The organism is Streptomyces sp. NBC_00154 (genome assembly GCF_026342835.1).
Classification (GTDB): domain Bacteria; phylum Actinomycetota; class Actinomycetes; order Streptomycetales; family Streptomycetaceae; genus Streptomyces.
In genome coordinates this window covers 7,992,360-8,016,355 of record NZ_JAPEMI010000001.1, presented here as the reverse complement: position 1 = coordinate 8,016,355, position 23,996 = coordinate 7,992,360, and the positions used below count along the sequence as shown (strand labels likewise).

General features: G+C 66.0%; 16 protein-coding genes and 3 pseudogenes. 7 read left to right on the top strand and 12 right to left on the bottom strand.

What is annotated here, in order from left to right; genetic code table 11:
- Window positions 1–791 precede the first annotated feature (791 nt).
- The 6 genes and pseudogenes from OHA03_RS36395 (at window position 792) to OHA03_RS36370 (ending at window position 6,691) form a co-directional block, all read left to right on the top strand.
- Window positions 792–1,406, top strand: coding sequence for a hypothetical protein (locus OHA03_RS36395; protein ID WP_267007868.1), 615 nt, complete (start codon window positions 792–794; stop codon window positions 1,404–1,406).
- Complete coding sequence (locus tag OHA03_RS36390; RefSeq protein WP_267007867.1) at window positions 1,403–4,078, top strand: DEAD/DEAH box helicase; 2,676 nt, start codon at window positions 1,403–1,405, stop codon at window positions 4,076–4,078. The genes OHA03_RS36395 and OHA03_RS36390 overlap by 4 nt, the downstream gene beginning before the upstream one ends.
- 326 nt (window positions 4,079–4,404) lie before the next feature.
- Entirely contained in the window at window positions 4,405–4,866 is a 462-nt protein-coding gene (locus tag OHA03_RS36385) for an RNA polymerase sigma factor (RefSeq protein WP_267007866.1), read from the top strand.
- Window positions 4,796–5,851, top strand: a complete 1,056-nt coding sequence (locus tag OHA03_RS36380; RefSeq protein WP_323181345.1) for a CU044_5270 family protein — start codon at window positions 4,796–4,798, stop codon at window positions 5,849–5,851. Before OHA03_RS36385 ends, OHA03_RS36380 begins: the two co-directional genes overlap by 71 nt.
- A gap of 9 nt (window positions 5,852–5,860) precedes the next feature.
- Window positions 5,861–6,307: pseudogene (locus OHA03_RS47905) on the top strand (helix-turn-helix domain-containing protein); the annotation flags it as partial.
- A 36-nt stretch (window positions 6,308–6,343) separates the two neighbouring features.
- Window positions 6,344–6,691, top strand: coding sequence for a hypothetical protein (locus OHA03_RS36370; protein WP_267008296.1), 348 nt, complete (start codon window positions 6,344–6,346; stop codon window positions 6,689–6,691).
- A 65-nt stretch (window positions 6,692–6,756) separates the two neighbouring features.
- On the opposite strand, the gene OHA03_RS36365 is transcribed toward OHA03_RS36370, so the two are convergent.
- The 9 genes from OHA03_RS36365 to OHA03_RS36325 form a co-directional block, all read right to left on the bottom strand.
- Entirely contained in the window at window positions 6,757–7,887 is a 1,131-nt protein-coding gene (locus OHA03_RS36365; RefSeq protein ID WP_267007864.1) for a hypothetical protein, read from the bottom strand.
- Complete coding sequence (locus OHA03_RS36360; RefSeq protein WP_267007863.1) at window positions 7,884–8,582, bottom strand: ATP-binding protein; 699 nt, start codon at window positions 8,580–8,582, stop codon at window positions 7,884–7,886. Before OHA03_RS36360 ends, OHA03_RS36365 begins: the two co-directional genes overlap by 4 nt.
- 53 nt (window positions 8,583–8,635) lie before the next feature.
- Window positions 8,636–9,733 carry an integrase core domain-containing protein gene (locus OHA03_RS36355; RefSeq protein WP_267007729.1) on the bottom strand — a complete coding sequence of 366 codons (1,098 nt, stop codon included), beginning with the start codon at window positions 9,731–9,733 and terminating at the stop codon, window positions 8,636–8,638.
- Window positions 9,734–9,918: 185 nt separating this feature from the next.
- Window positions 9,919–11,952, bottom strand: a complete 2,034-nt coding sequence (locus tag OHA03_RS36350) for a protein kinase (protein ID WP_267007862.1) — start codon at window positions 11,950–11,952, stop codon at window positions 9,919–9,921.
- Between the two features lie 418 nt (window positions 11,953–12,370).
- A complete protein-coding gene (locus OHA03_RS36345) occupies window positions 12,371–15,289 on the bottom strand; it encodes a tetratricopeptide repeat protein (RefSeq protein WP_267007861.1) in 2,919 nt (972 codons plus the stop codon).
- The gene (locus OHA03_RS36340; RefSeq protein ID WP_267007860.1) at window positions 15,282–15,551 is read right to left on the bottom strand and encodes a hypothetical protein; all 270 of its coding nucleotides are present in this window, start codon (window positions 15,549–15,551) and stop codon (window positions 15,282–15,284) included. The genes OHA03_RS36345 and OHA03_RS36340 overlap by 8 nt, the downstream gene beginning before the upstream one ends.
- Window positions 15,552–15,937: 386 nt before the next feature.
- The gene (locus OHA03_RS36335; protein ID WP_267007859.1) at window positions 15,938–16,552 is read right to left on the bottom strand and encodes a hypothetical protein; all 615 of its coding nucleotides are present in this window, start codon (window positions 16,550–16,552) and stop codon (window positions 15,938–15,940) included.
- A 123-nt stretch (window positions 16,553–16,675) separates the two neighbouring features.
- Window positions 16,676–17,584, bottom strand: coding sequence for a group II intron maturase-specific domain-containing protein (locus tag OHA03_RS36330; protein ID WP_267007858.1), 909 nt, complete (start codon window positions 17,582–17,584; stop codon window positions 16,676–16,678).
- Window positions 17,585–17,649: 65 nt separating this feature from the next.
- Window positions 17,650–18,483, bottom strand: coding sequence for a reverse transcriptase domain-containing protein (locus tag OHA03_RS36325; RefSeq protein WP_267007372.1), 834 nt, complete (start codon window positions 18,481–18,483; stop codon window positions 17,650–17,652).
- Here OHA03_RS36325 and OHA03_RS36320 point away from each other — a divergent pair.
- A pseudogene (locus OHA03_RS36320) lies at window positions 18,482–19,720 on the top strand (IS4 family transposase); the annotation flags it as partial. The gene OHA03_RS36325 and the pseudogene OHA03_RS36320 overlap by 2 nt on opposite strands.
- Window positions 19,721–19,912: 192 nt before the next feature.
- Here the strand turns inward: OHA03_RS36320 and OHA03_RS36315 are convergent.
- The 3 genes and pseudogenes from OHA03_RS36315 to OHA03_RS36305 all read right to left on the bottom strand — a co-directional run bounded on the left by OHA03_RS36315 (window position 19,913) and on the right by OHA03_RS36305 (window position 23,562).
- Complete coding sequence (locus tag OHA03_RS36315) at window positions 19,913–20,416, bottom strand: reverse transcriptase domain-containing protein (RefSeq protein ID WP_323181291.1); 504 nt, start codon at window positions 20,414–20,416, stop codon at window positions 19,913–19,915.
- A gap of 705 nt (window positions 20,417–21,121) precedes the next feature.
- A pseudogene (locus tag OHA03_RS36310) lies at window positions 21,122–21,961 on the bottom strand (reverse transcriptase N-terminal domain-containing protein); the annotation flags it as partial.
- Window positions 21,962–22,617: 656 nt separating this feature from the next.
- On the bottom strand, window positions 22,618–23,562 hold the full coding sequence (locus tag OHA03_RS36305) for an IS4 family transposase (RefSeq protein WP_267007857.1): 945 nt from the start codon (window positions 23,560–23,562) through the stop codon (window positions 22,618–22,620).
- Window positions 23,563–23,996: the final 434 nt, after the last annotated feature.

Sequence of the window (23,996 nt, the reverse complement as noted above, 5' to 3'; positions counted from 1 at the left end):
ACATCGCTGCGCGATGTGCAAGCGAACCACCGTGCTTCGCACGGTGGTTGCGCACCCCTGCTTCGCAGGGGTGCGGACTCTGGTGCTTCGCACCAGAGTTGACTCCGTTTCACGGAGTCTGGGGTTCGCTTCGCTCACCCCTGCCCGGCTTTGCCGGGCGTGCCCCTTCCGCTGCGCTCCAGGGGGTAGGGGCCGGCCCGTTGCGGGCGGGCGGACGGGTTGCCGGTTAGGCGAGGTGTGAGATCTCACCTGAGGGTGTGTCCGCTGCGCTCCTCCACCCTGAGTCCTTCCGGCTTCGCCTTCAGGACCTGGACCCGCTGCGCGGGCCTGGCTGGCTAGGGGGCCCGGTGGCTTCTGCGGTGGATACGCCAGAACAGCACAGCGCCCGCTGTGCTGAGCAGGATTACGAAGCTGGTCACCACAACCTTGAAGCTGTGGTCGTCCTGTACTGCCCACACGAGTTTCACCAGACTGGCAAGTGTCAGAACGGTCAGGTAGACCGCCACCCGGAACGGGGTGCCAAAGAGCGTGCGCTCTATCCAAGGACGCCGTTGTTCTGTCTGCCTACTCATGCATGCCCCTGTGATGAACCGCCAGGCGTCATGATGAAGCCCTGGTCTGGCAGCACCCTAAGGGGTGACCCACACCAACGGGACCGAGGCCCTCCGCTTCGCCCCAGACCCCCGTGCCCTTTCCGGCCCCCGTCTGCCGGGAAGGGGGCCGGGTGTGCGACTGGCTACGAGGGGTCGCTCGTTCGTGTCCTGGTTTCGGTGCCACGCATCATTGATTTGATGCAGCATGTAGAGTTGGTAGAAACAAGGGATACCCTCTGGGCGCGGACGGGGCTCATGTCATTCTACGAATATCTTCCGGAAGAAATTGCGCGGCTCGGTGTGACGAGAAAGGCCACCGGGCTCGCCCTCGGCCAGGTGCGGACGCATGTGCGGCTCTCCCGGGAACGCGAGGAACGCGCACGCGAAGGACTGGCAGAGCTCCTCAGCCTGAGTGAGCTGGCGATCGCCGTGTGGGAGCACCTTGAATGGAAGCGTGTAGCCCACGTGATGACGGAGCGGCAGATGCCTGTCTATGTACCGGGGCAGGATCCGCGTGTAGGCCGCCGTGAGGAGCAGCGGATGCAGCGTGTGGCCGCTGACATAGCCGCGGCGGAGCAACATGGCGGGGCACCGGCCGAGATGCTGCGCCATCGGGTCTACCGGCTCGTTGCCCAGCGGGCCGGCTGCTTGGGCGAACCGTGCCTCACCGTGCATCTGATGGCCTCCTCCCTCAGCGAAGCCGCCCACCGGCCCTGGACCGTCTACGGACGCCCAGACGGCCCTTACCGGCAGGGCGGATACCGGATCACCTCGGTCGAGCAGGTCCTTCCCGAACCCGGAGAATTGTTTTGATCCAGCTTCGAGAACACCAGGTAGAAGCGAATTCAGGCATCCGTAAATGGGTGGGATTCCCTGCAAGATCATCTGTGCCCGCTGAGGGGCTCCGTGGCACGGTCGTCTCCGCGACCGGCTCCGGGAAGACGATCACGGCCGCCTCGGCCGCGCTGGACAACTTCCCCGGCGGCCGGATCCTCGTCACGGTCCCCACGTTGGACCTCCTCGTGCAGACCGCGCAGGCGTGGCGCCGGGTCGGCCACCGCTCCCCGATGGTTGCCGTGTGCTCGCTGGAGAAGGACGACGTCCTGGAGCAGCTCGGCGTGCGGACGACCACCAACCCGATCCAGCTCGCGCTGTGGGCGGGTTCCGGGCCGGTGATCGTGTTCGCCACCTACGCCTCCCTCGTCGACCGCGAGGACATCGACGCCCCGTTGGGGCAGCGGAAGGTGCGCGGGCCGTTGGAAGCCGCTCTCGCGGGCGGCCAGCGGCTGTACGGGCAGACCATGGAGCCGTTCGACCTCGCGGTCGTGGACGAAGCACACGGAACCGCCGGAGACCTCGGCCGGCCCTGGGCCGCGATCCACGACAACCAGCGAATCCCCGCGGACTTCCGGCTCTACCTGACCGCGACTCCGCGCATCCTCGCCGCACCCCGGCCGCAGAGAGGCCAGGACGGGCAGGAGCTGGACATCGCCTCCATGACGTCCGACCCGGCCGGAACGTACGGCGAATGGATCTACGAACTCGGACTGTCGGAGGCCATCGAGCGGGGGATTTTGGCGGGCTTCGAGATCGATGTGATCGAAATCCGCGACCCCGAGCCGGTGCTGGGGCTGTCGGAAGAAGCGCTGCGGGGCCGGCGCCTCGCGCTGCTGCAGACCGCGTTGCTGGAGCACGCCGCCGCACGCAACCTGCATACGGTCATGACGTTCCACCAGCGAGTGGAAGAGGCAGCCGCCTTCGCAGAGAAGCTCCCCGAAACCGCGGCCGAGCTCTACGCCACCGAAGCATCCGACACATTCCTCGAAGACGCCACAGCACTACCGCCATCCTCAATCCACGCAAAGCTCTACAACCTGGAGCCCTACCGCCACGTCCCCCCAGACCGCGTCTGGGCAAACTGGCTCTGCGGCGACCACCTCGTCAGCGAACGCCGCGAAGTCCTACGACAGTTCGCAGGCGGCATCAACGCCAACAACCGCCGGGTCCACCGGGCATTCCTCGCGTCCGTCCGCGTGCTCGGTGAAGGCGTCGACATCGTCGGCACACGCGGAGTCGAAGCGATCTGCTTCGCCGACACCCGCGGCTCCCAAGTGGAGATCGTCCAGAACATCGGCCGGGCACTGCGGCCCAACCCGGACGGGACCACGAAGGTCGCCCGGATCATCGTGCCGGTGTTCCTGGAACCCGGCGAGGACCCCGACGACATGATCGCCTCCGCCAGCTACCGCCCCCTCGTAACCGTCCTAAACGGACTCCGCTCACACTCGGAACACCTCGTCGAACAACTCGCCTCGCAAGCACTCTCGCGGCAGCCACGGGCCAAACCCCACCACCTCGTACGCGACGCCGACGGGCGCATCATCGGAACCGAGGGCGAAGGCGAGGGTGAGGTCGTCGACCAGGAGAACGGGACGCGGGCCGTGCTCGAGTCCGCGCTGCTCCACTTCTCCACTCCACGAGACCCGGCCACCATCGCCGCGTTCCTGCGTACGCGGGTGTACCGACCCGAAACCCTCGTCTGGCTCGAGGGCTACCAAGCCCTCCGACACTGGCGCACCGAAAACCACATCACCGGGCTCCACGCGGTCCCCTACGACACAGAGACCGAGGTCGGCGTCACGAAAGCGTTCCCGCTCGGCAGGTGGGTCCACCAACAACGCCGCGCATACCGCGCCGGCGAACTCGACGACCACCGCAAAACCCTCCTCGACGCACCGGAGGCCGGGATGGTCTGGGAACCCGGAGACGAAGCATGGGAAACCAAACTCGCGGCGTTGCGCAGTTTTCACCGGGCCCACGGACACCTCGCACCCCGCCAAGACACCCTATGGGGCGAAGGAGGCACCGACAGCCTGATCCCGATCGGACAGTTGATCGCCAACCTCCGCCGCAAGGGCGGCATCGGCAAGGATCCGGAGCGGGCCGAGCACCGCGCGGCGCAACTCGCCGCCATCGATGAAGACTGGAACTGCCCCTGGCCACTCAACTGGCAACGCCACTACCGGGTACTCGCCGACCTCGCCAATACCGAACCCGGCGGCAACCTCCCCGACATCCAACCCGGCGTCACCTACGAAGGCGACGACCTCGGGCGGTGGCTCCAGCGACAGGCCAACTCCTGGGCACAGCTGACCACCGAGCAGCAGGAACGGCTCACCGGGCTGGGCATTCAGCCAGCCCAGCGCCCCGCCCCGACCCCGGCAGCCAAGGGCGGCGGGAAGATGTCCGGGAAGGCGTCAGCAGCCTTCCAGAGGGGCGTACAGGCCCTCGCCCAGTACATCGCCCGCGAACGACACCACCGGGTTCCGCGCGGGCACGCAGAAGAGATCGTCGTGGAAAGCGAGACCGCCCCCGTCATGGTGAAGCTGGGCGTGTGGATCACGAACACCAAGACCCGCCGCGACAAACTCACCGTGGAGCAGCGCGCCACCCTGGCCGAACTAGGCATCGAATGGGCGCAGTGACCCGATCAACGCCACGTCATTGAACCGCCTGACCGGGAGAGGGCGCATACCCCGGGCATCACGCCCCGGGTCCCGGGCTGCCAGCGTGCCAAGAGCCGTCCTGCCTCGGCACGGGGGCAGGACACAGCGTGCGGATGTGAAGGCGCGGGTCCGCCCAAAGAATCTTCCGAACATCGGTAAGGAGCCGTGGCCGCCGCACATAGACAGGGTGGAGGGGAAGTGGAGACTACGAGCGACGAGCAGCGGTTCACCGAGCTCTACAGGCGGCACTATTCGGCCGTCGATGCGTACGTGCGCCGGCGGATCCACGGCGACCACGTGGCGACGTGGTCGCCGAGGTATTCCTGGTCGCCTGGCGCAGGTTCGGTGAGCTGCCCGAAGGCAAGGCGTTGGCCTGGCTGTACGGGGTGGCGCGCCGGACCCTGGCCAATGCCTATCGGTCGGACAAGCACCGATTGCGTGTGTCCGAGTGGTTGAAGGCCCAGCCGCATGACGAGGGTGGGGACCACACCGAGGATGTGGCGCTGCGCATGGAGATGGCCACTGCGTTCGACGCTCTGAGCGAAGCGGACCAGGAGGTGCTTCGGTTGGCGTTGTGGGACGAGGTGGCTTCCTCGCAAGGAGCAAAGATTCTCGGCTGTGGCGTGGGTGCTTATCAGGTTCGTCTCCATCGTGCACGCAAGCGCCTCAAGAACGGGCTTGCCCTCCGGCTTCTTGATGGAACTGCACCGCAATGGGATGCCTTGGTGCAGTCGGCAACGACGAAGCGGGGTGAAGCGGGTGCGTGAGACGGATCGTGTCTTGCGGTCTTTGGACCCGGCTCGAGAGGCAGCCACGCCAGCTGACGAACAGGTGCTCACATCGATTCTTTCCACGCCGGCCGAGGGCGCGCATGTGAGTGTTCGCCGTTCCCATCGGCGTGGCCGGCGTTGGCTGCTGGTCAGTGGCCTGGCCACGGCTGCTGCGGCCTTCGCCCTGGTGGTCACCAACATGTGGGGGACGGCGCCCCAGCCCGCGTACGCCATCACCCCCAAGCCCCTGGCCTACCAGGCCGGTAACCGTCCGGCCGCCAAAGTCCTGGAGGAGATCGCCCAGCGCATCGAGGGGCTTGCCAACGATGCACCCCACGGTGGCACGCAGCGCTTCGTCCAGGAGAGCTGGTCACTGTCCACCCGGATCGACGGCGCGCAGGTGACCTCGGCGATCATTCCGGAGCGGCGCACGACCTGGAAGAAGCCCGACGGGTCGCAGAAGTGGACCGTCCGTACCGTCAAGCCTCAGTTCCAGAACGACGCGCAGCGCGAGAGGTGGGGAGCAGCCGGGTCAGTGGGCGCCGATCCGCAGGAGCACTCGGATTCATCCGGGCCGGCCGACATGTCCGACCCGAGAAACCACGAAGCCCCCACCGGCCCGAGCGCCATGAAGCGCTGGCTCGCCGAGGGCTACGAAACATCCGGCCCCGGCGAGACGTTCGACTCCGTCGCCGAGCGCCTCCTGGACCGGCACTTCTCGCCCGCCCAGAGGGCAGCCCTCCTGCGGGCCCTCAAGGACACGCAGGGCATCAGGTACCGGGGCAACGTCGAGGATCGCGCGGGCCGGGTCGGTGCCGCCTTCACCGTTGCATCGCGATACGGAGGACTCCCCAAAGAACAGACCCTGCTGTTCGACCCGAAAAACGGGAACCTCCTCGCCTATGAGGAAGAACTCACCCACGACGCAGGAAAGTTGAACGTCAAACCGCCCGCTGTCGTCCTCTACATCACCTACCTGTAACCCTCCGGGGTGGGGCTGCAGGGCCCCAGCCCGACACGACCCACAGACAACGGCTCACACAAGGCTGATCCACCTCATGATGTGAACCGGACAGGATCTCGAAGCAAGCCTCCAGCCCGTCTCTGCGTCGGATTCCGGAACGGTACCCGGACCATCTGTGAGCCGACTGGCTGTACGGAGAGCACGAGGCGGACCACCCCGCGGCCAGCCGGATCCACCGATTCAGACCAAGGGCATCTTGATCGCGAGCCGCTCCACCGGACGTCCAGGAGGTCGAAGACTTTGGGAAAGATAGCGGAGGGACTCGAGCGGCTCGTGCGCACGCGGCCCGTCCCCACCAGTACGGCCGACCGCCTCAAGTTCCTCCTCAAGTCGGAGAAAGGGTCCACGAAGCGGTTGGCTGCTCTGCTTGGGGTTTCTCAGCGCACCGTGCAGCGGTGGGTGACTGCGAAGGCAGGTGTTCAGGGACGTCCCAGCCCTGCGCATGTCCGCGTGATCGAGGATGTGGTCCGCGTCTGGTGGCAGCCGCGGGTACGCGCTCGTATCCAAGCGCAGGCCGAAGCCCGCGGCATCGTCCTGCACGCCAGAGCGCGATTCGGGTTCGCTTCCGCCGCGGGGTCTTCCGACGACCCACGACAGCGGCTGATCACCCAGGAGCTTTCCGGAGCGGTCGCACGGGAGTTGTTCGCGGCCCGGGATGCGGGTGCCGGTGAGCGACAGCAGGTGGTGATCCTTGCCCGGGCTCTGGGGCACGCCTACTTCCGGGACTGGGGTCGTCGTGCTCATGGCCTGCAGATCACCTTCAGCGACATCGAGTTCGCAGACTTCATCACCCGCTGAACCCGAGAGCCGCGCAAGCTGGATCCATGTGGTGTGTTCGAGGAGTGCGGCAGACCGGACGGGCTTCAGCTGCGCGAGCTGACGGATCGGCGGAGGCTGGCCCCCGTCAGCAGGCCACTGTGGCGTTCGGCTTCCTCACGCTCGCGCCAGGTCCATTCGACATGGCCGCGTGGACTGGTGCGCCTGCCGGCGGGAGGCTGCGGTGGGCGCAGTTTCGCTGTCTCGGCGGATCGCAGCAGGAGTGCTCGGTCGTCGAGGCTGGCCAGCAGCCGCTGGTCTTCGGTGGGGGCCAACTGGGCGAAGTAGACGGCGGCGCGCAGGAAGACGCGGGCCCACTCGGGTACGGGGTAGGTCGCGCAGCCGTCGGTGTAGCGGGTGGGGTCGTGCAGCGCGAGGACGGCTGCGCCGTCGGAATCTTCGGTGCGGGCGGTGGCTAGTTGCTGGAAGGAAGCGCCTGTGAAAATCGCGCTTGCCAGGGCTGCAGCCAGACGGGGGTGGGCGGTCGCAGCGTGGATCCGGCGGGCGACTTCGGCTGCGGTCGCCGGGGTGATGAGCTTCGGTGGTGGGCGGTGTCTCCAGTCGATCGGCGGTGGTGTGCACGGGCCGTGGCAGGGGCTGGGGCTGTCGTAGGAGACGAGGCGGTCCAGGGCGGGCAGCGTGATCCAGCGCCCGGGGGCTACGCCGCCGACCGGGGATAGCGGAGGGCACCAGGTGGTGGGTGGGCCGTAGTAATGGCCGCGGGCGGATTCAAATGTGCTGGTGCGGGTGTGGGCGACAGGTAGCAGGGCTTGGTGCAGGGCGACGGGGATGCGCGGTCGGTGGCAGACGAGGGTCAGATGGACGCCGGTGTGATCGCGTAGGCGCAGGAGGCGTTGAAGGCGGCGGTCAGTCAGCCGGTGGGCACGCAGGACAGTGAGCCGGGTGACGGGCAGCGCACGGATCCAGGCGGTGGCGGCCTCCCAGACGGGTTGTCTGCCGGAGCGGAACCGGCCGGTCATCTGGGGCGGCTTGCCCAGGGCGGCGAGGAGGTCGTGGGCGAGGGCGGTGTCGCTGGTGGTACCCGGCCCGGGGTGCAGGGTGACCCGGCCGGCAGGCAGGTCGTGGGCGGCCAGCGCGGCGTGTGTGTGCACCGCATCGTCGTACGGGTCCAGGACGAGCACGACCGGCGGCGGCTCCTTGAAGCTGAGGGTGCTCATGCGAGACGGCTGAAGGCCCAGCGCAGCAGCTCCTCGTCGACCTTCGGGCGCCCGGTGCGGGCCAGAGCGGTGCGGATATGGGCCGTGAGCTGGGCCCAGGCACGGAAGTTGCCGTGGGCGGCGTGCTGGTCGGCGAAGGTGATGTCCTTGGGGGCGGCGTCGGCCCAGACCGGGTGGAACAAGGGGATGACGTCCTGGACCTCTTGCGGGGTGAGGCGGGCGAACTGCTGCCAGATGAAAACACGGGAGGAAAGCATCGGCTCGCGGCGCAGCACGGAGTGGCAGCCGGCGCCGCCGACGAAGACGATCGCGAGCTGGGTGGTGGGTTCGTCCCACAGGTAGCGGAAGTACTCGAAGGCCTCCCCGTTCAGCCACTGTGCTTCGTCGACCAGGAAGGTGCGGGGCCGCTCGGCCAGGGCGGTTTTCAGCAGACGGTCGAACTCGCTCGGGTGGCGGGGCGCCTCGCCGGGCAGGCCGAGAGCGGTGAACAGCTCGTAGCGCACCGCGCGGGCGGTGGGGCGGGCGCGGAAGGTGACGCGGCGGACGTCCTCGTGCGGTTCGAGCTCGCGCAGGCAGGTGTTGACGGCGAGGGTCTTACCGAAGCCGGCGCCGCCGTGGATGCACATCATGGCGCGGGCGGCGACGGTGTCGGTGATGTTCTCCCGGGCGGTGAGCAGGGCGCGGGTGGTGACCACGGACGCATCAGGCAGGTCGACGTTGCTGCTGCCGAAAACCTCATCCGCCCAGTTCAGGCGGCATGTTGGTACTCGTGGAGGATGCCGCCGAGTCGTTCGCGTTTTCGTATGTCGAGGCGGGTGATCTGCTCCGGATCGGTGATCGGCACCGGCAGCGGGTGCAGCGGACGGGCGTTGGCGATGCCCTGATGCGGCCGGTGGGAGTTGTAGAACTCTTCGAACTCCCGTAGTGCGTGGAGCAGGTGCCGCTGGTTCCAGATCAAGGTGCGGTCCAGCAGCTCACACCGGCAGGTCTGCACCCACCTTTCCATGATCGAGTTCATGCGCGGCATCCGTACGCCGCTGAGCACGACCTCGATCCCCGCATCCTTGAGGACGGTGTCAAACAGGGCGGGGAACTTCCCGTCGCGGTCACGGATCAGGAACCTTGCCCGACATTCGGCGTCTTCGAGGTCCATGACGAGGTTTTTCGCGGCTTGCGTCACCCACGCGGCGGTCGGGTGCGCAGTGGCGCCCAGGATCCTGATCCGCCGGCTGGCGTGCTCGATCACCGCGAACACATACAGCCGCGCCCCGAACAGCGTGACCGTCTCCAGGAAGTCGCACGCCAACAGGGCGTCGGCCTGCGAGCGCAGGAAGTCCGACCACGTGCTGGAGGCCCGTTCGGGCGCCGGATCAATCCCGGCCTCCTTGAGGATTTCCCAGACGGTGGAGGCGGCCACCTTGATACCGAGAACGAGAAGTTCACCGTGGATGCGGCGATACCCCCAGCTGGGATTCTCTTGGGCGAGCCGCAGGACCAGGGCGCGGATGGAGCGCAGGATCCGCGGCCGTCCCGAGCGCTTCGGCCGGGACCGGGCCGCATGGCGGCGTGCGACCAGATCGCGGTGCCAGCGCAGCACCGTGTCCGGACGCACCAGCAGCCGCACCCTGCGCAGCACCTCGACCGGCATCCGATGCAGCAACGCCGCCAAGAACGCGCGATCGCTCGGGGTGAACCGCACCTTCTCGCCACCGAGTTGGCGCTCCAGCACCGTGACCTGATGGCGCAAGGCGAGGATCTCCGCGTCCTTGTCCCGATCGCTCATCGGCAGCACACGCAGCATCGCGAACGCGTTCGTCACGGTCAGGTAAGCCAATCGCAGCAGCACGATCGGCAATCATGCCGGGGCGGTCACCAGTCGCGCGAGAGGACCAATTCGAGCCCCCGGGCCCGAGACCCCGCACACCCCGCACACCAAGCTCCCACCAGGGCGGATGAGGTTTTCGGCAAGGGCAGCGTCCAGCGAGTCCGGGTCTAGATTTCTCTCGGGTGCCGGCCCGCGATCGGCAGGCTTCAGTAAGAGCGGACCGTGTACAGCAGCCCGTCCGGCGTGAGGGCATAGAACTCATCGTTGTTCCGTATGATCTCCGGCCGGTCAGACGGCGTCTTCTCTGGGGCACTGTCGCTCAGAGGGTAGAGACCCACTAGGGTTCCGCCGTCGGCACTGAAGGCGCTCACGTTCCCCTCGTCCGTCATGACAAGGAACTTCCGGTCGGTGTATACCGGGTCGGCAATCACGGCGCCCTGCACGGAGGCGCTCCAGCGCTCCTTGCCGGTGCGGGTGTTGATTGCCGAGATATGGCCGTTCTCGTAGGCGAGGAGTGCGGTGTCTCGGCTCAGGGTAAGTCGGAATTTTTGGCCCCGGAGGGGGATGCGGGATGCCGTGTTGGTCGCGGTGTCGAGAACGAGAAGGAAGGTGGAATCCGCGTCGCCAGCGCTCCGGTTACCGAGAGCGACGAAGCCGTTCGCCGACGCCAGGAGATGAAGCTTCCCTTCCAGGACAACGGGCGTTTGAACCGAACCCGTCGAGGGATTCAGTGCGGTCACCTCTGTGCGATGCTGCCCGCGCACGATCAGGTAAGTCCTGTCCCCGAGCGTCGCGACGGACGTCTCACCGGTGAGAGGCCGCTGCCAGAACGTCTTTTGGGCCGTTGCGTCGAGTCCTTCGATCCGGTCGCTGGAGATCAGCAGGAAGCTGCCGTGGGACAGAACGATCTGCGAGGGTTGGGCGAACTTCCGTGTACGCAGGATTCTTCCAGTCCTCACGTCCAGGGCCCGGAGCCACTGCTGATCTCCCGTGCTCGTGGTGTAAAAGAGTTCCTTCCCACGGACGCCGACCAGCGTGGCCTGTTTCTCGTCGTCAGCGTCAGGACGGACCTGCTCCCACACGGTCTTGCCGTGATAGATCTCGACGCTGAGGACCCGGCTACCGGCCAGGCAGTAGAGGAATGCCCGGATCTCCGAGGCGGGATCGCCATTAACGCACTGCTCTCCAGGAGCCGCCGGGACGCGCACGTTGGATACCCAGGGCTGTGCGTTCTCCAGCACGATGTGTGGGGGTTCCGGTTTCGGAGAGGAGGGCCGGTGCTCGTTCCCCGTCCCCACTGCGACCAGCGTCAGCGGCACGGCAGCCACCGCAGCTGAGGCGGCGACCCAGGCAGGTACACGCCGGGTCACTGCCTGCTTGAGGACGGCCCACCTACGCCGTGCGGGCATCCCCCGCCGCACTGGCGCCGGCGGCGGGGCCGGCGGAGCGGTGAGCTGTCTGCGTATCGCGGCAGGCGTCGGGCGACTCGCGGGCTGCTTCCTGAGACAGTCGGCCACCAGCTGCCGGAGGCCGTCTGGCACATCGGTGAGGTCTGGCTCCTCATGGACGATTTGGTAGGCGGCACCGAAGGCGCCGTGCGCCTTGAACGGTCCGTACCCGGTCGCCGCGAAGGTCAGGACACAGCCGAGGCCGAAGATGTCCGCCTCCGGCCCGACGGTGCGGGAGGCCTGCAGCTGCTCCGGTGCCATGAAGGCCGGTGTGCCCACGATGTGACTGGTTTCGGTTAGCCCCAGGCCGTCGGTGGCTTGGGCGATGCCGAAGTCGATGACCCGGGGCCCGTCCTCGGTGAGTAAGACGTTGCTGGGCTTGAGGTCGCGGTGGATCACTCCGGCACGGTGGATGTCAGCGAGAGCTTGGGCCAGCGCAGCGGCCAGTTGAGTCAGCTCTGCCTCGCCCAAGGGGCCGTTCTGCGACACCTGCGTGTGAAGGTTTTGGCCTGGCACGTACAGCGTGGCCATCCAGGGCTCCGGTCCCCGGGGGCTGGCATCGACGACGGGTGCGGTGTACCGGCTGTGAACCATCCTTGCTGCAGCGACCTCGAGCTCGAACCTCGCCCGGAACGCCTTGTCTTCGGCCCACTCGGGCCGCACCACCTTCAAAGCCACAGGTGTTCCTCGCGGCGAACGGGCGAGGTACACGACGCCCATGCCGCCCGCACCGAGGCGCCCTTCTAGCTTGTATCCGCCAACCTCGGTCGGATCGTCGTCGCGCAGCGACACCACACGCCTCCTAGAGGATCGATTCCAAGGGATTGCCTGCGCGCATACGAGAAGGGGGGTCAAACGTCAGTGTGTGAAGACAGAGCTGGACTCCCTCGCGACCGCACTCTATGTGAAGACCGACGACCTGCTGAAGGATTCGCAGCAGCTTGCCCCGTGGCGGCCGGCCGTGGCATTGCGCCGCAGCTCAGCAATGCCGAGCATGTCGGCGGTGCTGTCACGGGCCCAGGCCCTCAGCGGCCCCCGGTCGAAAGCCGCTCGGGACCGGGCTCCTGGCGCGGGTCAGGACCTCGACGGAAGTCTTCATTCTCGGTCAAGCAGGCCGTCTGGCGACCCGGGTGAGAGCTCCGGTCTCGTAGGTGGCATCAGAGAGAGATACGCTGTGCTGCGGTCACTTGCACGCGTTGATCTTCGTGTGTCAGGAAGGATCGCTATCAGGCAGCAGCATCCCCTTCAGCAGCTTGCCAAAGACGACTGCCGGGCCAGCCGCGCCTCTCGCCTGGCGCCGCCAGTAGGTGAGGCTGTGCCGCTTTCCCATGGGGTTGGTGGGATCGGAGTCCAGCACGCGCAGTGTGGCGTCCAGGATCTTCTCTAGGGCGACTGATCTGGCCGTTCCCCTCGCCCGGCGCTGCCAGTAGGCGAGCTCGAGCCGCGTTCCCGTGGTGAGGGAGTGGTCAGGGCCAAGCACCCGCAACATGTGGTCCAGCAAGTCCTCTAGGGCGGCTGCTGTGCCAGCTTCGTCTCCCGCCTCCCCCCGGCAGATGGCCAGATTGCGTCTAGTCCTCAGGGCGTTGGGGTGGTCGGGGCCCAGTGTGCGCTCTTGATCGGCGAACAACTCCGACAAAGTCGTACCCGGTCCGGTCGCGTCCCTCGCCTTCCCTTGCCAGTAGGCGAGGTGGTTCCAGGTAGTGAAGGTCTTGGGGTGGTCGGGGCCCAGTGTGCGCTCTTGATCGGCGAACAACTCCTTCAAGGTTGCTGCCGCTCCGGCCGCGTCCCCCGCCATCCCCCGCCAATAGGCGAGATGCGTCCGTGTGGCGAAGATGTCAGGAGGGTCGTCTCCTCGTTTCAGGACGGTGAACAGCTTCTCTGCTGCGTCGGCCACTGTCCCCTGACAGGCGGTGAGAAACGTCCGGGTGGCCCAGGAAACCGGGTGGCCGCGCCCCAGCGCCCGCTCCAGTACTGCGAACAGTTCCTCAGCTGAATCGGCCGTGTCCCTGACCATCCCCCACGAGAAGCCAAGGAGTCCCCAGGTAGCCTGGGTGATCGGGTTGCCGCGCTCCAGCCCCCGTTGCTGGCCGGCGAGCAGGTCGGCGTAGGCGGCGGCTGCCCCCACTGCATCCCCCGCCTCCCCTCGCCAGCGGGCCAGTCTGGCGAGGGTGCTGAGCGTTTCGGGGTGGTCGGGCCCGAGCACGCGTTCCTGGTCGGCGAACAATTCCTCTGCGACGGTTGCTGCTTCCGTAAGGTCCCCCGTCTCACGCTGCAAGTCGGCGAGGGCCTGCCGCGCAGCAAGCGTGTCGGCGTGGTCCGGCCCCAGCATCTGTTCCTTCTCTGCGAGCAGCCGTGTGGCAGCCCCCGTTGCATCCCCCGTCTCCTCCCGCCAGTGGGCAAGGCTATCCCGGGCGGCGCGGGTGGCGGCGTGGTCAGGCCCGGCCACCCTTTCCAAGTCCGCAACCAGTTCCGCGAAAGCGGCTGCCGCTCCCCTCCCATCCCCCGTCTTCCCCCGCAACCAAGCGAGTTCGTGCCGTGTTTCCAGGACCTCAATGTTGTCGTGCCCCATTACGCGTTCCTGGTCGGCGAGTAATTCGGCGAAGGCGGCTGTCGCACCGGCCGTGTCCCCCGCCCGGCCCCGCAACCAGGCTAGGTTGTGCCGGACAGCGAGGGTGCTGCGGTTGCTGCGACCGAGCACGCGTTCGAAATCGGTGAGCAATTCAGTGTAGGCAGCTACTGCTCCAGCCGTGTCTCCCATCTTCTGCCGGAACCACGCGATTCCTTGTCGTGTCTCCAGGACGTCTGGGTGGTCGTGCCCCAGCGCAGGTTCTTGGGTGGTGAACCGCTCCTGGAGAACGGCTGCCGCTGCTGCAACGACGTCCGCCTCCTCTAGCAAGTCGGCAAGGTTTCTCCCCGTGACCGAGATGTCCGGGAGGGTGTCGGGGACCTCCAAGCCCAGGCGGCGCCACGCCTGAGGCATAACGTCGCAGATGAAGTGGAAGCGCCAGTCAAAATGCACTCTTCGGTACGCGACATCCCGCTCAGTCCATAGGAACGACCCAATCTTGGGGGCCATCTGCTCCTGGCGATCCCGCTGAATGTAGACCTGAACATAGGGGGCCCGCATCGCAGTGGCCACCAAGCGGTTTGCCTTCCCGTCGTCGCCGCGGCGCCATGCGATCATCCCGAGAATGGCAACCGTGGTGTAGTACGCCTCACACGCCTCGGTTGCCCGCCGGGCGCTATTCAAGGCCACACGTTGGTACTGCAGCTCGTGCTTGATGCGCCTAGGGGAGAGGCTACTGACACCGGGCTTGTCGGTCTTGAAGAACCAGGTGCCGAGGAAATAGTTGTAGCTTCGGACGAAGGTCGACGCGTCCGCAATTAGTTCTTCGTTCACCTCGTCGGAGATCTGAAGAAGCGAGGCCAAGTCCCTCGAGAGTAGCCTCTTTTGTCTTGTCTCCTCTGCAGGAGACAAGTCCCCGTGCTCAATGTGGGCGAGTTCGTGTGCAAGGACGAACGCGATCGCCGCTTCACGGTAGTCCTGCGGGCCCTGCCCGTGTGGCCACTCCTGATCAGAACGATTCTCCAGAGCGTTACTGAGAGCGCTGGTGGGCATGGGTACTTCGCCGATGCCCTCCAGCGCACGCACATACTCGCTGATCTGGAGGTCGAGCGTCTCCCGCCCCTCCGCCGCGTCCCACGTGCGACCGATATTCTCGGCGGCGTAGGGAGAAAGCATGTTCATCCCCCAGGCAATGTCGGCGCTCAACTGGACCACGAGCGGTGAGATACCGATGAGATAGCCGGTGGCCTCGCCGGGGCTTTGGAAGACACGCGACGCCATCTCGTTCGATGGAAGACAGAACGCCTCCACGGAACCAGCCAGCTCATTGGCCCGATCTCGTTCCTCCGGAGGGAATGTTGCGAGCAGCCCGTCAAGGACTTTCCGGACCTGAGGTTGGGTGGCGCCGAAGTACATCTCCCATGCACGTTCCGGATCTTCCTCACCTGTGAGCCACCGCAGATATGAGATGTCGATGCAGCTCATACTCATCTTGCGTGCCTCGGCCGCAAGCAGGGGATTCTGATACCGGGCGAAGAGGGCGCTGCGCCCCTCGTCACGCATTCCCTGGCCCTTCACCCGGGGTGTTGCTGCTGCGCGAAGGTAGCGCGTCCGCGATAATGTCCGCCAGTCCGGCTCCATCGCGAACGGTCACTTCTCCCGATTTGGAGCGCACGACTACCAAGCCACGCGGAAGCGACACGTCGTGACGGATAATCAATTGCTGTCCTATTGCGTCGATCACTACGCCTTTGCTCCACGCTTTGCGCAGCGTGTTGATCAGGTAGGCAAGTCCATGCATCGCCACCGACCCGATCAGCAGCACATCGCCCAGAGGTACGGCCCCGCGGGCATCAACACCCTTCCCGACGCTCTCGGCCGCTGCGAATGCCGCCTGCGCAGTAGCACGCGACTCTGGGTCATCCGGAGCGAACAAACTTACCCGGACTCCATCGGCCCCGACCCCGTCCACACCGAACCCCCTGTCACGCACACGACTACGGCCAAGTCGACTGTAACGCGAGTCACTTCGAGGCGCAGACAGTGCGCAGGCCACAGTGGGCGTGGCTGCGCCTGGTACCCGCACGGAGCTGACGACCGACTACTTCTGTAGGTTGACGCCCTTCTCCGTGTACGCGGCGGCGACGTAGTTCGTGGCTGGGCTTGCTCCAAGGCCGGGTAGTTAACGGATTCGCGCTGGTGGCAAGGGGTTTATGAGGTGCCTTGGCTGGTGTAGGCGGCGGGTCCGGCTTTGTGGATGAGTCCGTTGCTGGCCCATCGGTCGAGTTGTCGGCGCATGGTGCCCAGGGAGACGTCGCCGAGGTGGCGGGCGAGGTCACGCGGGTGCCAGTGGCGGTCGGGGTCGGTGTCGAGGACGTCCAGGACACGCTGTCGGCGGCGGTCGTCCGGCGGGGTGTGACGGTCGTCGTGTGAGGCGGCGGGCAGTTCAGGTTCGGGTTCGAGGATGGAGATGTCGAGGCCGGTGACGGTGCGGCTGGTATCCGGGCGGCCGTCGTCCTGGCGGGCGTGGTAGCGGGAGATGGGCGACTTGACCTTGCGGGTGCTGACGCGGGGCCGCCTCGGCGGAAGGAGCCCGGCCAGGATGCGCTGGCCGATGACACCGGTCGTCCCGTATCCGGTGACGCCGGCGGCCTGGATGACCAGGTCACGGGCGGTGTGCAGGGCAGTGGTGAAACCGCAGCGGTCCGGATCGGTGCCCGGTCGCGACTCGGCGGCCTCCACCATGACCGTCCGCAGGGCCTGGTAGAGCGCGAGTTGAGCCCACACCTCCTGCTCGACACCGGCGGGGTCGGCCGAACGCAGCACCCGGCCCCGCAGGAGGGTGTGCCGCAGCGCGTAGTAGGTCGATTCATGCTGTCGGGTAGGTGCGGCGCATTGCTGCGCCGCACCCCCCTCAGAACCGGACGGGCGGCGTTAACCGCATCCGGCTCAAGCAGGCCCTGAAGGCCCACGGGCAGCCAGAATGGCTGGTCGCCGTGGTTCACTGCCGCCGCGCCAGCGGTGGCAGTGAACATGGGTGAGTCGGAAGGCGGCGGGATCGTCGGACTGGCTTCCGTCCGGGTCGGTGGTGAGCGCGTTTGCGTGTACCGCCGTCCGGATCGCCCGCAGCCACTGCTCCCATTCCTGGGGGCTCTGCGGCTGCTGGTCGGCGTGCAGGAGAAGGGTTCCGCAGAGCGGGCACCTGCCGTGCTGCCCCTGGAGCAGACGTAGCAGGAGCGGGCTGAGCGGGGGCTTGTTCCTGCGTCGCCGTGAGGCCCAGTACTCGGTCAGCGCCGGGTCGTCCACGGACGCCCCTTTGATGACGAGTTGATGTCTGACGATCCTGGTCCAGGCGAACTTGGTGAGATAGCGGCCGCTCTCGCGGTCGCCGAACACCCACCGGTCCTGCCGGGACTCGTTGAACCGGCCGAAGTACCGGGAGGTCACCCAGCCGTTCGGCTTGTTCGGGTGTGTATGCCGGGCCCACTTGTAGACCAGCCTCCACACGTGGTTGTCCAGCGAGGTGAACACCTCGCTGGAGACCACTCCCCGAAAGTAGGCAGCCCAGCCCCGGATGATCGGGTTGAGCTTGGCGATCACCGCCGCCGCATTCTGTCCCCGAAGGGCCAGTATTTCGGCGGTGAGCCGTGCCCGGATCCGTCGCACGGATGCCTTGCTCGGCTTGATCAGCAGCATGCCGTGATAGCGGCGGACGGTGAAGCCCAGGAAGTCGCAGCCCTCATCGAGGTGCGCGATGCGCGTCTTGTCCTCGTTGAAGGCCAGACCTCGGGGCTTGAGCCACCGCGCGAGCCGCTCCTTGACCTGCTGGGCCTCGTCACGGCTGTGACAGAGAACCACCAGGAGAGTCGGCGGCGGGAATCTCACCCGCCGCCGCTCGCAGAACCGTGCGGGAGCCTCTCAGCTCACACGGCTCCCATTGCCCAGCCATCAGGCTTGAGGCCGAACCGCCAGTGGGCGAACATATTGGGATACCGGCGGGCTGCGCCCGCCAATAGTTCTCCCGCGCGTTTCTCCCGGCGGCGCAGTCGTTTGTACTTCTGGCAAGCCCAGCCCACCAACATTCTGTTGATACGCCGGAGGAGGGGATACAACATAGACTTGTAGAATCGCCCGTAATAGTTGATCCACCCCTGCACGATGCTGTTGAACATCCGCGCAAGATCCATCAGCGACTTGTCACTGCGTTGGGCGATGTGCCAGGAACGCATCACCTTGCCCATCGCCTTGATCACCTCCTTACTGACCGCCGGCAGGAAGCTCACAAAGTGCTTCCCATACCGGTTCTTGGCCAGCCTGGGCCGGAACGTGTATCCAAGGAACGTGAACGCCGTGTGCTCATACGAGCCCCGCCGGTCAGCGTCCTTGCAATAGACGATGCGAGTCTTGTCCGGATGCAACTCCAGACCGACCTGCGCCAATCGCTGCTCGAGAGCGTCCCGCACACGGCGGGCCTGCCCCTCGCTGCCGCAGTGAATCACCGCATCATCGCAGTACCGTTCGAAGGTGACTTTCGGGAACTCCCGAGCCAACCACACATCGAACGCGTAGTGGAGATACAGATTCGCCAGTACAGGGGAAACCGCCGATCCCTGGGGAGCAATGCCACTTAGATAAGCGGTCTGGTAATCGGTCGTCCACATATGCACAGGGACACGCCCGGGGTGTTTGTGGATGGTCAACTGATCCGGTTGCCGCACTTCCTTCCTGCCGGTGAACCGGTTATGTTCCTCGCTCATGGGCGGGGTGCGGGATAACGTGGTGCCGGTTTCTGGTGTGCGCTTGACCGACCGGGTGGGTGTCGGGGTTCTGACACGTTTGGTTCATCGGGACCTGGTCGATGAGGTACTCGCGGAGACGGGCCGTACAGAGAAACGGTCACGTTTGCTGCCGGCGCGTGTCGTCGTCTATTACGTGATGGCTCTGTGTCTGTTCTTCGGCGAGTCGTACGAGGAAGTGATGCGTCTTCTCGTCAACGGCCTACGTTTTCTGGGGACATGGCGGAAGGACTGGACGATTCCCACGACGGGTGCGATTTCCCAGGCGCGCCGGCGTCTGGGTTCGGAGCCGCTGCGGGTGCTGTTCGAGCGGGTGGCATTGCCCTGCGCGCAGCGGGGCACGCAGGGAGCGTGGATGGGTCGGTGGCGTCTGATGGCCATTGACGGGTTCGTCCTGGATATTCCTGACACCCCAGCAAATGATGGGGAGTTCGGCCGGTCCGGGGGCACACGAAGTCCCGCACCTTTCCCCCAGGTGAAGATCGTGGGGCTGGGTGAATGCGGGACTCATGCTGTGGTGGCGGCCCGGCTGGGTCCCTGGCGCGTGGACGAAGGCGTTCTCGCCGGGGAACTCGTCGCCGATTTCGAACCAGGCATGCTGGTTACCGCCGACCGGGGATTTTACGCATATCGTCTGTGGGAAGCGGCCGCGGCAACCGGTGCTGATTTGCTGTGGCGCATGCCCGACGGCCCTCATCTGCCGGTAGTCCGGCCGCTGAAGGACGGATCCTATGAGTCGTTCCTGCTTGACCCGAAGGTCCGTCGGCGGCGCGCAGTCCAGCGTCACCGCGGGTCGGACAACATAGAGGAGCCGTCCGGGATTCCGGTCCGTGTCGTCGAATACGAAGTGACGAACCGCGAAGGTAGAGGAGAGATCTTCTGCCTGATCACCACCGTTATGGACCCGGACGAGGCTGGTGCCGCTGAACTCGCCGCTGCCTATGCCGAACGGTGGGAGTTCGAGTCCAGCCTTGACGAGATCAAGACCCACCAACGCGGCCGCGGCGGTGTATTGCGCTCGAAAACACCGGACATGGTCGAGCAGGAGATCTGGGCACTGCTCCTGACCCACTACGCGGTCCGGCACCTGATGTGTGAGGCAGCCGAACAGGCCGACATCGACCCGGACCGCCTATCGTTCATGCGGTCACTTCGTATCATCCGCCGCCAGATCACAGGCCAGGCGGGTTTTCCCCCTGACCGCCTCGCGAAGGCCCTTGAAGTCGCCCGCACGGAAATAATAGAAAGGCCCAACCCCCGTCGGAGACACCGCACCAGCCCACGAGCCGTAAAGCGTGTCCACGTCCACGCCTACAGAAAGAAGCAGCCCACCGAAACCATCATCCACCACCCCGACCCACCCCACATCAAAATCCTCGCCGTTTCCTAACTAAGTGGCATTGCCCTGGGGAGTCCCGCGATCCCGTTGCTGCACCGATCCGTCCGCCTTCGCCAACGGCGCGACCAGCCACCGCTTGACGTAGAGCAGGACCCATTTCCCGTCCTCGTCGATATGCCGCTCGACCGCCCTGAGCATCAGCTCATGGTCCACGCTGTCGAAGAACGCCCGGATGTCGAGATCGACCACCCAGTCACTCCGCCAACAGCGCTTTCGGCACTGCTCCACGGCGTCCAACGCCGACCGCCTGGGCCGGTAGCCATAGGAGTCCGGATGGAACACAGGCTCCACCCGACGCTCCAGGTACATCGCGGCCACCGTCTGGGCAATCCGGTCGTCCACAGTGGGCACCCCGAGCACGCGGATACCTTTCCCACCTGCCTTGGGGATCTCCACGGCCTTCACCGCGGGAGGGAAATACGAACCGGACGACATCCGATTCCACAGCTTGAACAGATTCTTCGAAAGGTTCTGCTCGTACTGCTCGATCGTCACACCGTCCGCTCCGGGCGCACCCTTGTTGGCCTTGACTCGCTGAAATGCCTCCCACACCATCAACTTTGAGATGTAAAACGACTTGACCTCGGCCTGCGGCCTTGATCCGTTCACCTGGCTCCTCCCGGGCACTCCGGTTGACCACCAAACAAGATCTGGACAACTCGCCCCCTTCGCTCCACCTCCATTACAGAGGCTTCATCACTACTACGAGGCGATCCGTCCCCCTGCCACGCATCGGTACTCCGCCCCTCACAGTTTCAGCTGCTTGGGGTTCTCCCTTGTCGCCTACCGGCCTCAACCTGACCGGTGACAGCATCGTGGCGAGGGGTTCCCACGTTCCACACCAGCGCCTGAACCGAGCTCGCGCCACCTTTATGCCGGGCACCACCTGGCCAGGAGTACAGGAACCCGCCAGATTCATCCCGGGGCAACAACTGGACCCCGGTTTCGGTAACCGTTCATACGCTTTCGACACTTCATCAGTGGTTCACTCGCGTTCGCCTTCTCGGCTCACACCTGACGCATCTCGTGCGCCTTTTCCGCAGTGCTCATCACCCCGGCTCATTCACCGGAGCAACCTGCGGCGGTTTGAGACCTCCCCCTGCGTGGGCGGTCTCGGAGGGCCTGCCTCCATCACCAGTGCAGCATCACGTCGGAAGCTTTCGTCTACACCGAAACCTCCCGTTGTGTTCGTGGCGCACGGTCGTCGGCGTACCTGATCAGAGTCGGCGAGCCCACCTCCAGCTCCCCGGCCCGTGGGCCTGTGAGCCGGTAGCGGACTCCGGCAGCCTCTTCCATCCCGTGCAAGGCCACGTTCATCAGCGCCGGGGAGATGATCCCGCCTTGCGGAACCCCCTCTTCGGTCGGGGCGAAGACGCCGCGGTCGATCACTCCTGCCTTGAGCCACTGTTCGATCAGACCCCGTGCGGGGAACTGTCCGATGGAGGCCATGAGGCGGTCATGGTCGATGCGGTCGAACGCCGCTGCCAGGTCCGCGTCAAGGACCCACTGGCGCTTCGGGCTCTTGCCCTTGGCGGCCAGGAAGATCGCTCCGATCGCGTCATGACAGCCACGGCCGGGACGAAATCCATAGGACCGCGGCTCGAACCGTGCCTCCCACTCGGGCTCCAACGCGTTCAGCGTCACGGCTTGAAGACACCGGTCGATGATCACGGGAATCCCGAGGCCGCGCTGACGACCGTTGGCCTTGGGGATATAGACCCGCCTGACGGGCAAGGGCTTCCATGGAGCTGCCCGGTGCTGCATCCAGTCGGCCAGTTCGGCCTTCCCCTGGGGCAGCAGGACGACCCGTCCGTCGATCCCTGCCGTCTTGCGGCCAGCGTTGATCTCCGTCGCCCGCCGCACGCTCACAAGCGTGTTGGAGCGGGAGCGGAGCATCAGCTTCTGGAGATTGCGGACCCTCTTGAGGTCCCCTGCCTGTGACGCCGTGAAGATCCGCTGCCTCAGCCGCCGTACTTCGTCCTCCGCGTTCTGCCAGTCGATCGACTGCCAGTCGGTGGACTCGTCCTCAGGTCCGTTCATCGTGGTGACGCTGTCGTCCCGGACGGTATCCGCCACGGATGATGTTGTTGCCACGGTGTCCAACTTGCCCTTCGGTTCCAGCATTGATGGTCATCGAGTCCTCACAGGCCCACCTGACCCACGTCAGCACCCTTGCAGGTCCGGGCAGTGCCCGTATCCGGCCGGTTATGCGAGGCGACCAGCGGAGGTGCTGGCCATCTGCCCCGGTTTCCCGCTGCCTTTCGGCCACCGGCGTTGGCTTCTTGGGTCATCCTGTGCCCGCTGGGGAGTTGGGCCTTCCTTACGGTCGGCTGACCGGACGCTGTCGCGCCCGGACCCCAGCGGGGTTTCCACGTTCCACACGAGTGAGATACGACCGGGGTGGGTGCCCCCTAAACTCCGGGACGGCGATGCTCTCCCGGCTGACGATGGGGCTTCAGCCGGCGCCTGCCGCTTCTCAGCGGCCAGTCCTGCACCCCGCTGAAGCAATCCATCGGCGGGGCTCACGATCACGAGGCATCATCAGGGGTTCACTTGCGTTCACCCGTCCGGTCTTCCCCTTGCCTGTAACCCCCAGATGGCACAGGGGTCCTTGGGCTTCTCCTTCGAGCTTCACACCCCACCGTTACCAGCGACGCATGTCGAAGTGGGGACAGGCCTTGAGCACTGGCCCGGAACTACGCTGTCGACATCAAGTCGATCCTCCGATCAGGTAATTCACTCAATCTCGTGCGACTTCGTGTCGCACCCCATCTTTCGTGATACAGGACCGCTAACTCCCTTGCTGGGTAGGCGTCGTGGTCGAAGAGATCGGTCAGCAGCCGGATCACTTCGCCCCCGTCGACGCGGTACTCGATCACGCGCACCAGCACACCGCCCGGATGGGCGCCTTTCTGCCCCGCGAGGTTCATGCGTGCCAGGTAGGTGCCGTCGGGCAGGTGTCGTACTGGGCGGCGTGCCACACACGAGCGGGCCCGCAGCAGGAGGTGGGCACCGGCGCCGGTGTACGCCTTCCACAACTCCACCCCGGGGAACCCCCGGTCCATGATCACGAGCATCCCGGAGGCCGAGGCAGCCATTGCCACGGCTGGGTCGCGTTCACCGCTGTTGTAGCCGCCCACCCGGGCGTCGATGGAAGAACGTGTGCCGGTCTCGGTCAGCGTCACGACTCTCACCTGCGGAAACCCGCCCGGTTTCCCGCTGGAGTCCTTCGGGCCGCCGAAGGCGCGTCGGTTTGCCTCATTGTCCGGCACGTCCAGCAGGAACCCGTCGACTGCAGCGAGACGCATCCCCCGGTAGAAGGACCCGGCCAGCCCCACAGGGGCCCGCGGGCCGGCCAGGCGGTGGAATATCCGCTCAACAACCTCCGGTCCCAAGCGCTCCCGAGCCCGGGTGAAAGACGCCTTGTGCGGGATGCACCCGCTCAACTCATGGATGCCACATACCAGTTGTTCTGCCACATCGTCGTAGGAGTCCTGGTGGAAGAGCGCAAGCGCGAGTGTGAAGTAGACCATGAACATCGCCGGCAGCGCTCCCGGCCGACGGTCCCGTTTGCGACACTCCGACAGGACCTCGTCCACCAACTCGGGCGTCACCCACTGCGTGATCAAACCCAGCCGCACTCGCTCAGATACCCCGCTCCACGGATGCACACCCGCATAACGGCGCGACGCTCAGTCCGTCACTACCAACTCAATGAACCTTCAAACAACGGCATTGGGTACGGAGGGGACAGTGTCCCCGGGCCTCACCTATAGCCCCTGGGGAAGATCGTTCGGCTGAAGCCCCATGGAGCCCTCCGCCGAGAGGCGACCCACCCTCCGTACTACGCGCAGACTGCCCCGACTGGCCTCCCCCGGACCAGCCGGGGCAGTCCTGTCCGCAGCCCACGAAGGTGTCCGGGCCGTGAAGCGGTGCACGTATCCGCTCGGGCCAGAGCCCAAGGCTTCGGCGTAGTCAGGGGACATCCGTTTTGTGATCATCCGAGGCCGAGGAGTGTGAGGGGCCGTCGGGGGTCGCGGGCGTTGCGTCGTAGTCCTGCTGCGAGGTTGGTGAT

What these genes read in the sequence shown, in the direction of transcription:
- OHA03_RS36395 (WP_267007868.1), top strand. Translation starts at nt 792, where the DNA reads ATGCAGCATGTAGAGTTGGTAGAAACAAGGGATACCCTCTGGGCGCGG.
- OHA03_RS36380 (WP_323181345.1), top strand. Translation starts at nt 4,796, where the DNA reads ATGGAACTGCACCGCAATGGGATGCCTTGGTGCAGTCGGCAACGACGA.
- OHA03_RS36365 (WP_267007864.1), bottom strand. Translation starts at nt 7,887, where the DNA reads ATGAGCACCCTCAGCTTCAAGGAGCCGCCGCCGGTCGTGCTCGTCCTG.
- OHA03_RS36345 (WP_267007861.1), bottom strand. Translation starts at nt 15,289, where the DNA reads ATGCGTGACGAGGGGCGCAGCGCCCTCTTCGCCCGGTATCAGAATCCC.
- OHA03_RS36325 (WP_267007372.1), bottom strand. Translation starts at nt 18,483, where the DNA reads ATGAGCGAGGAACATAACCGGTTCACCGGCAGGAAGGAAGTGCGGCAA.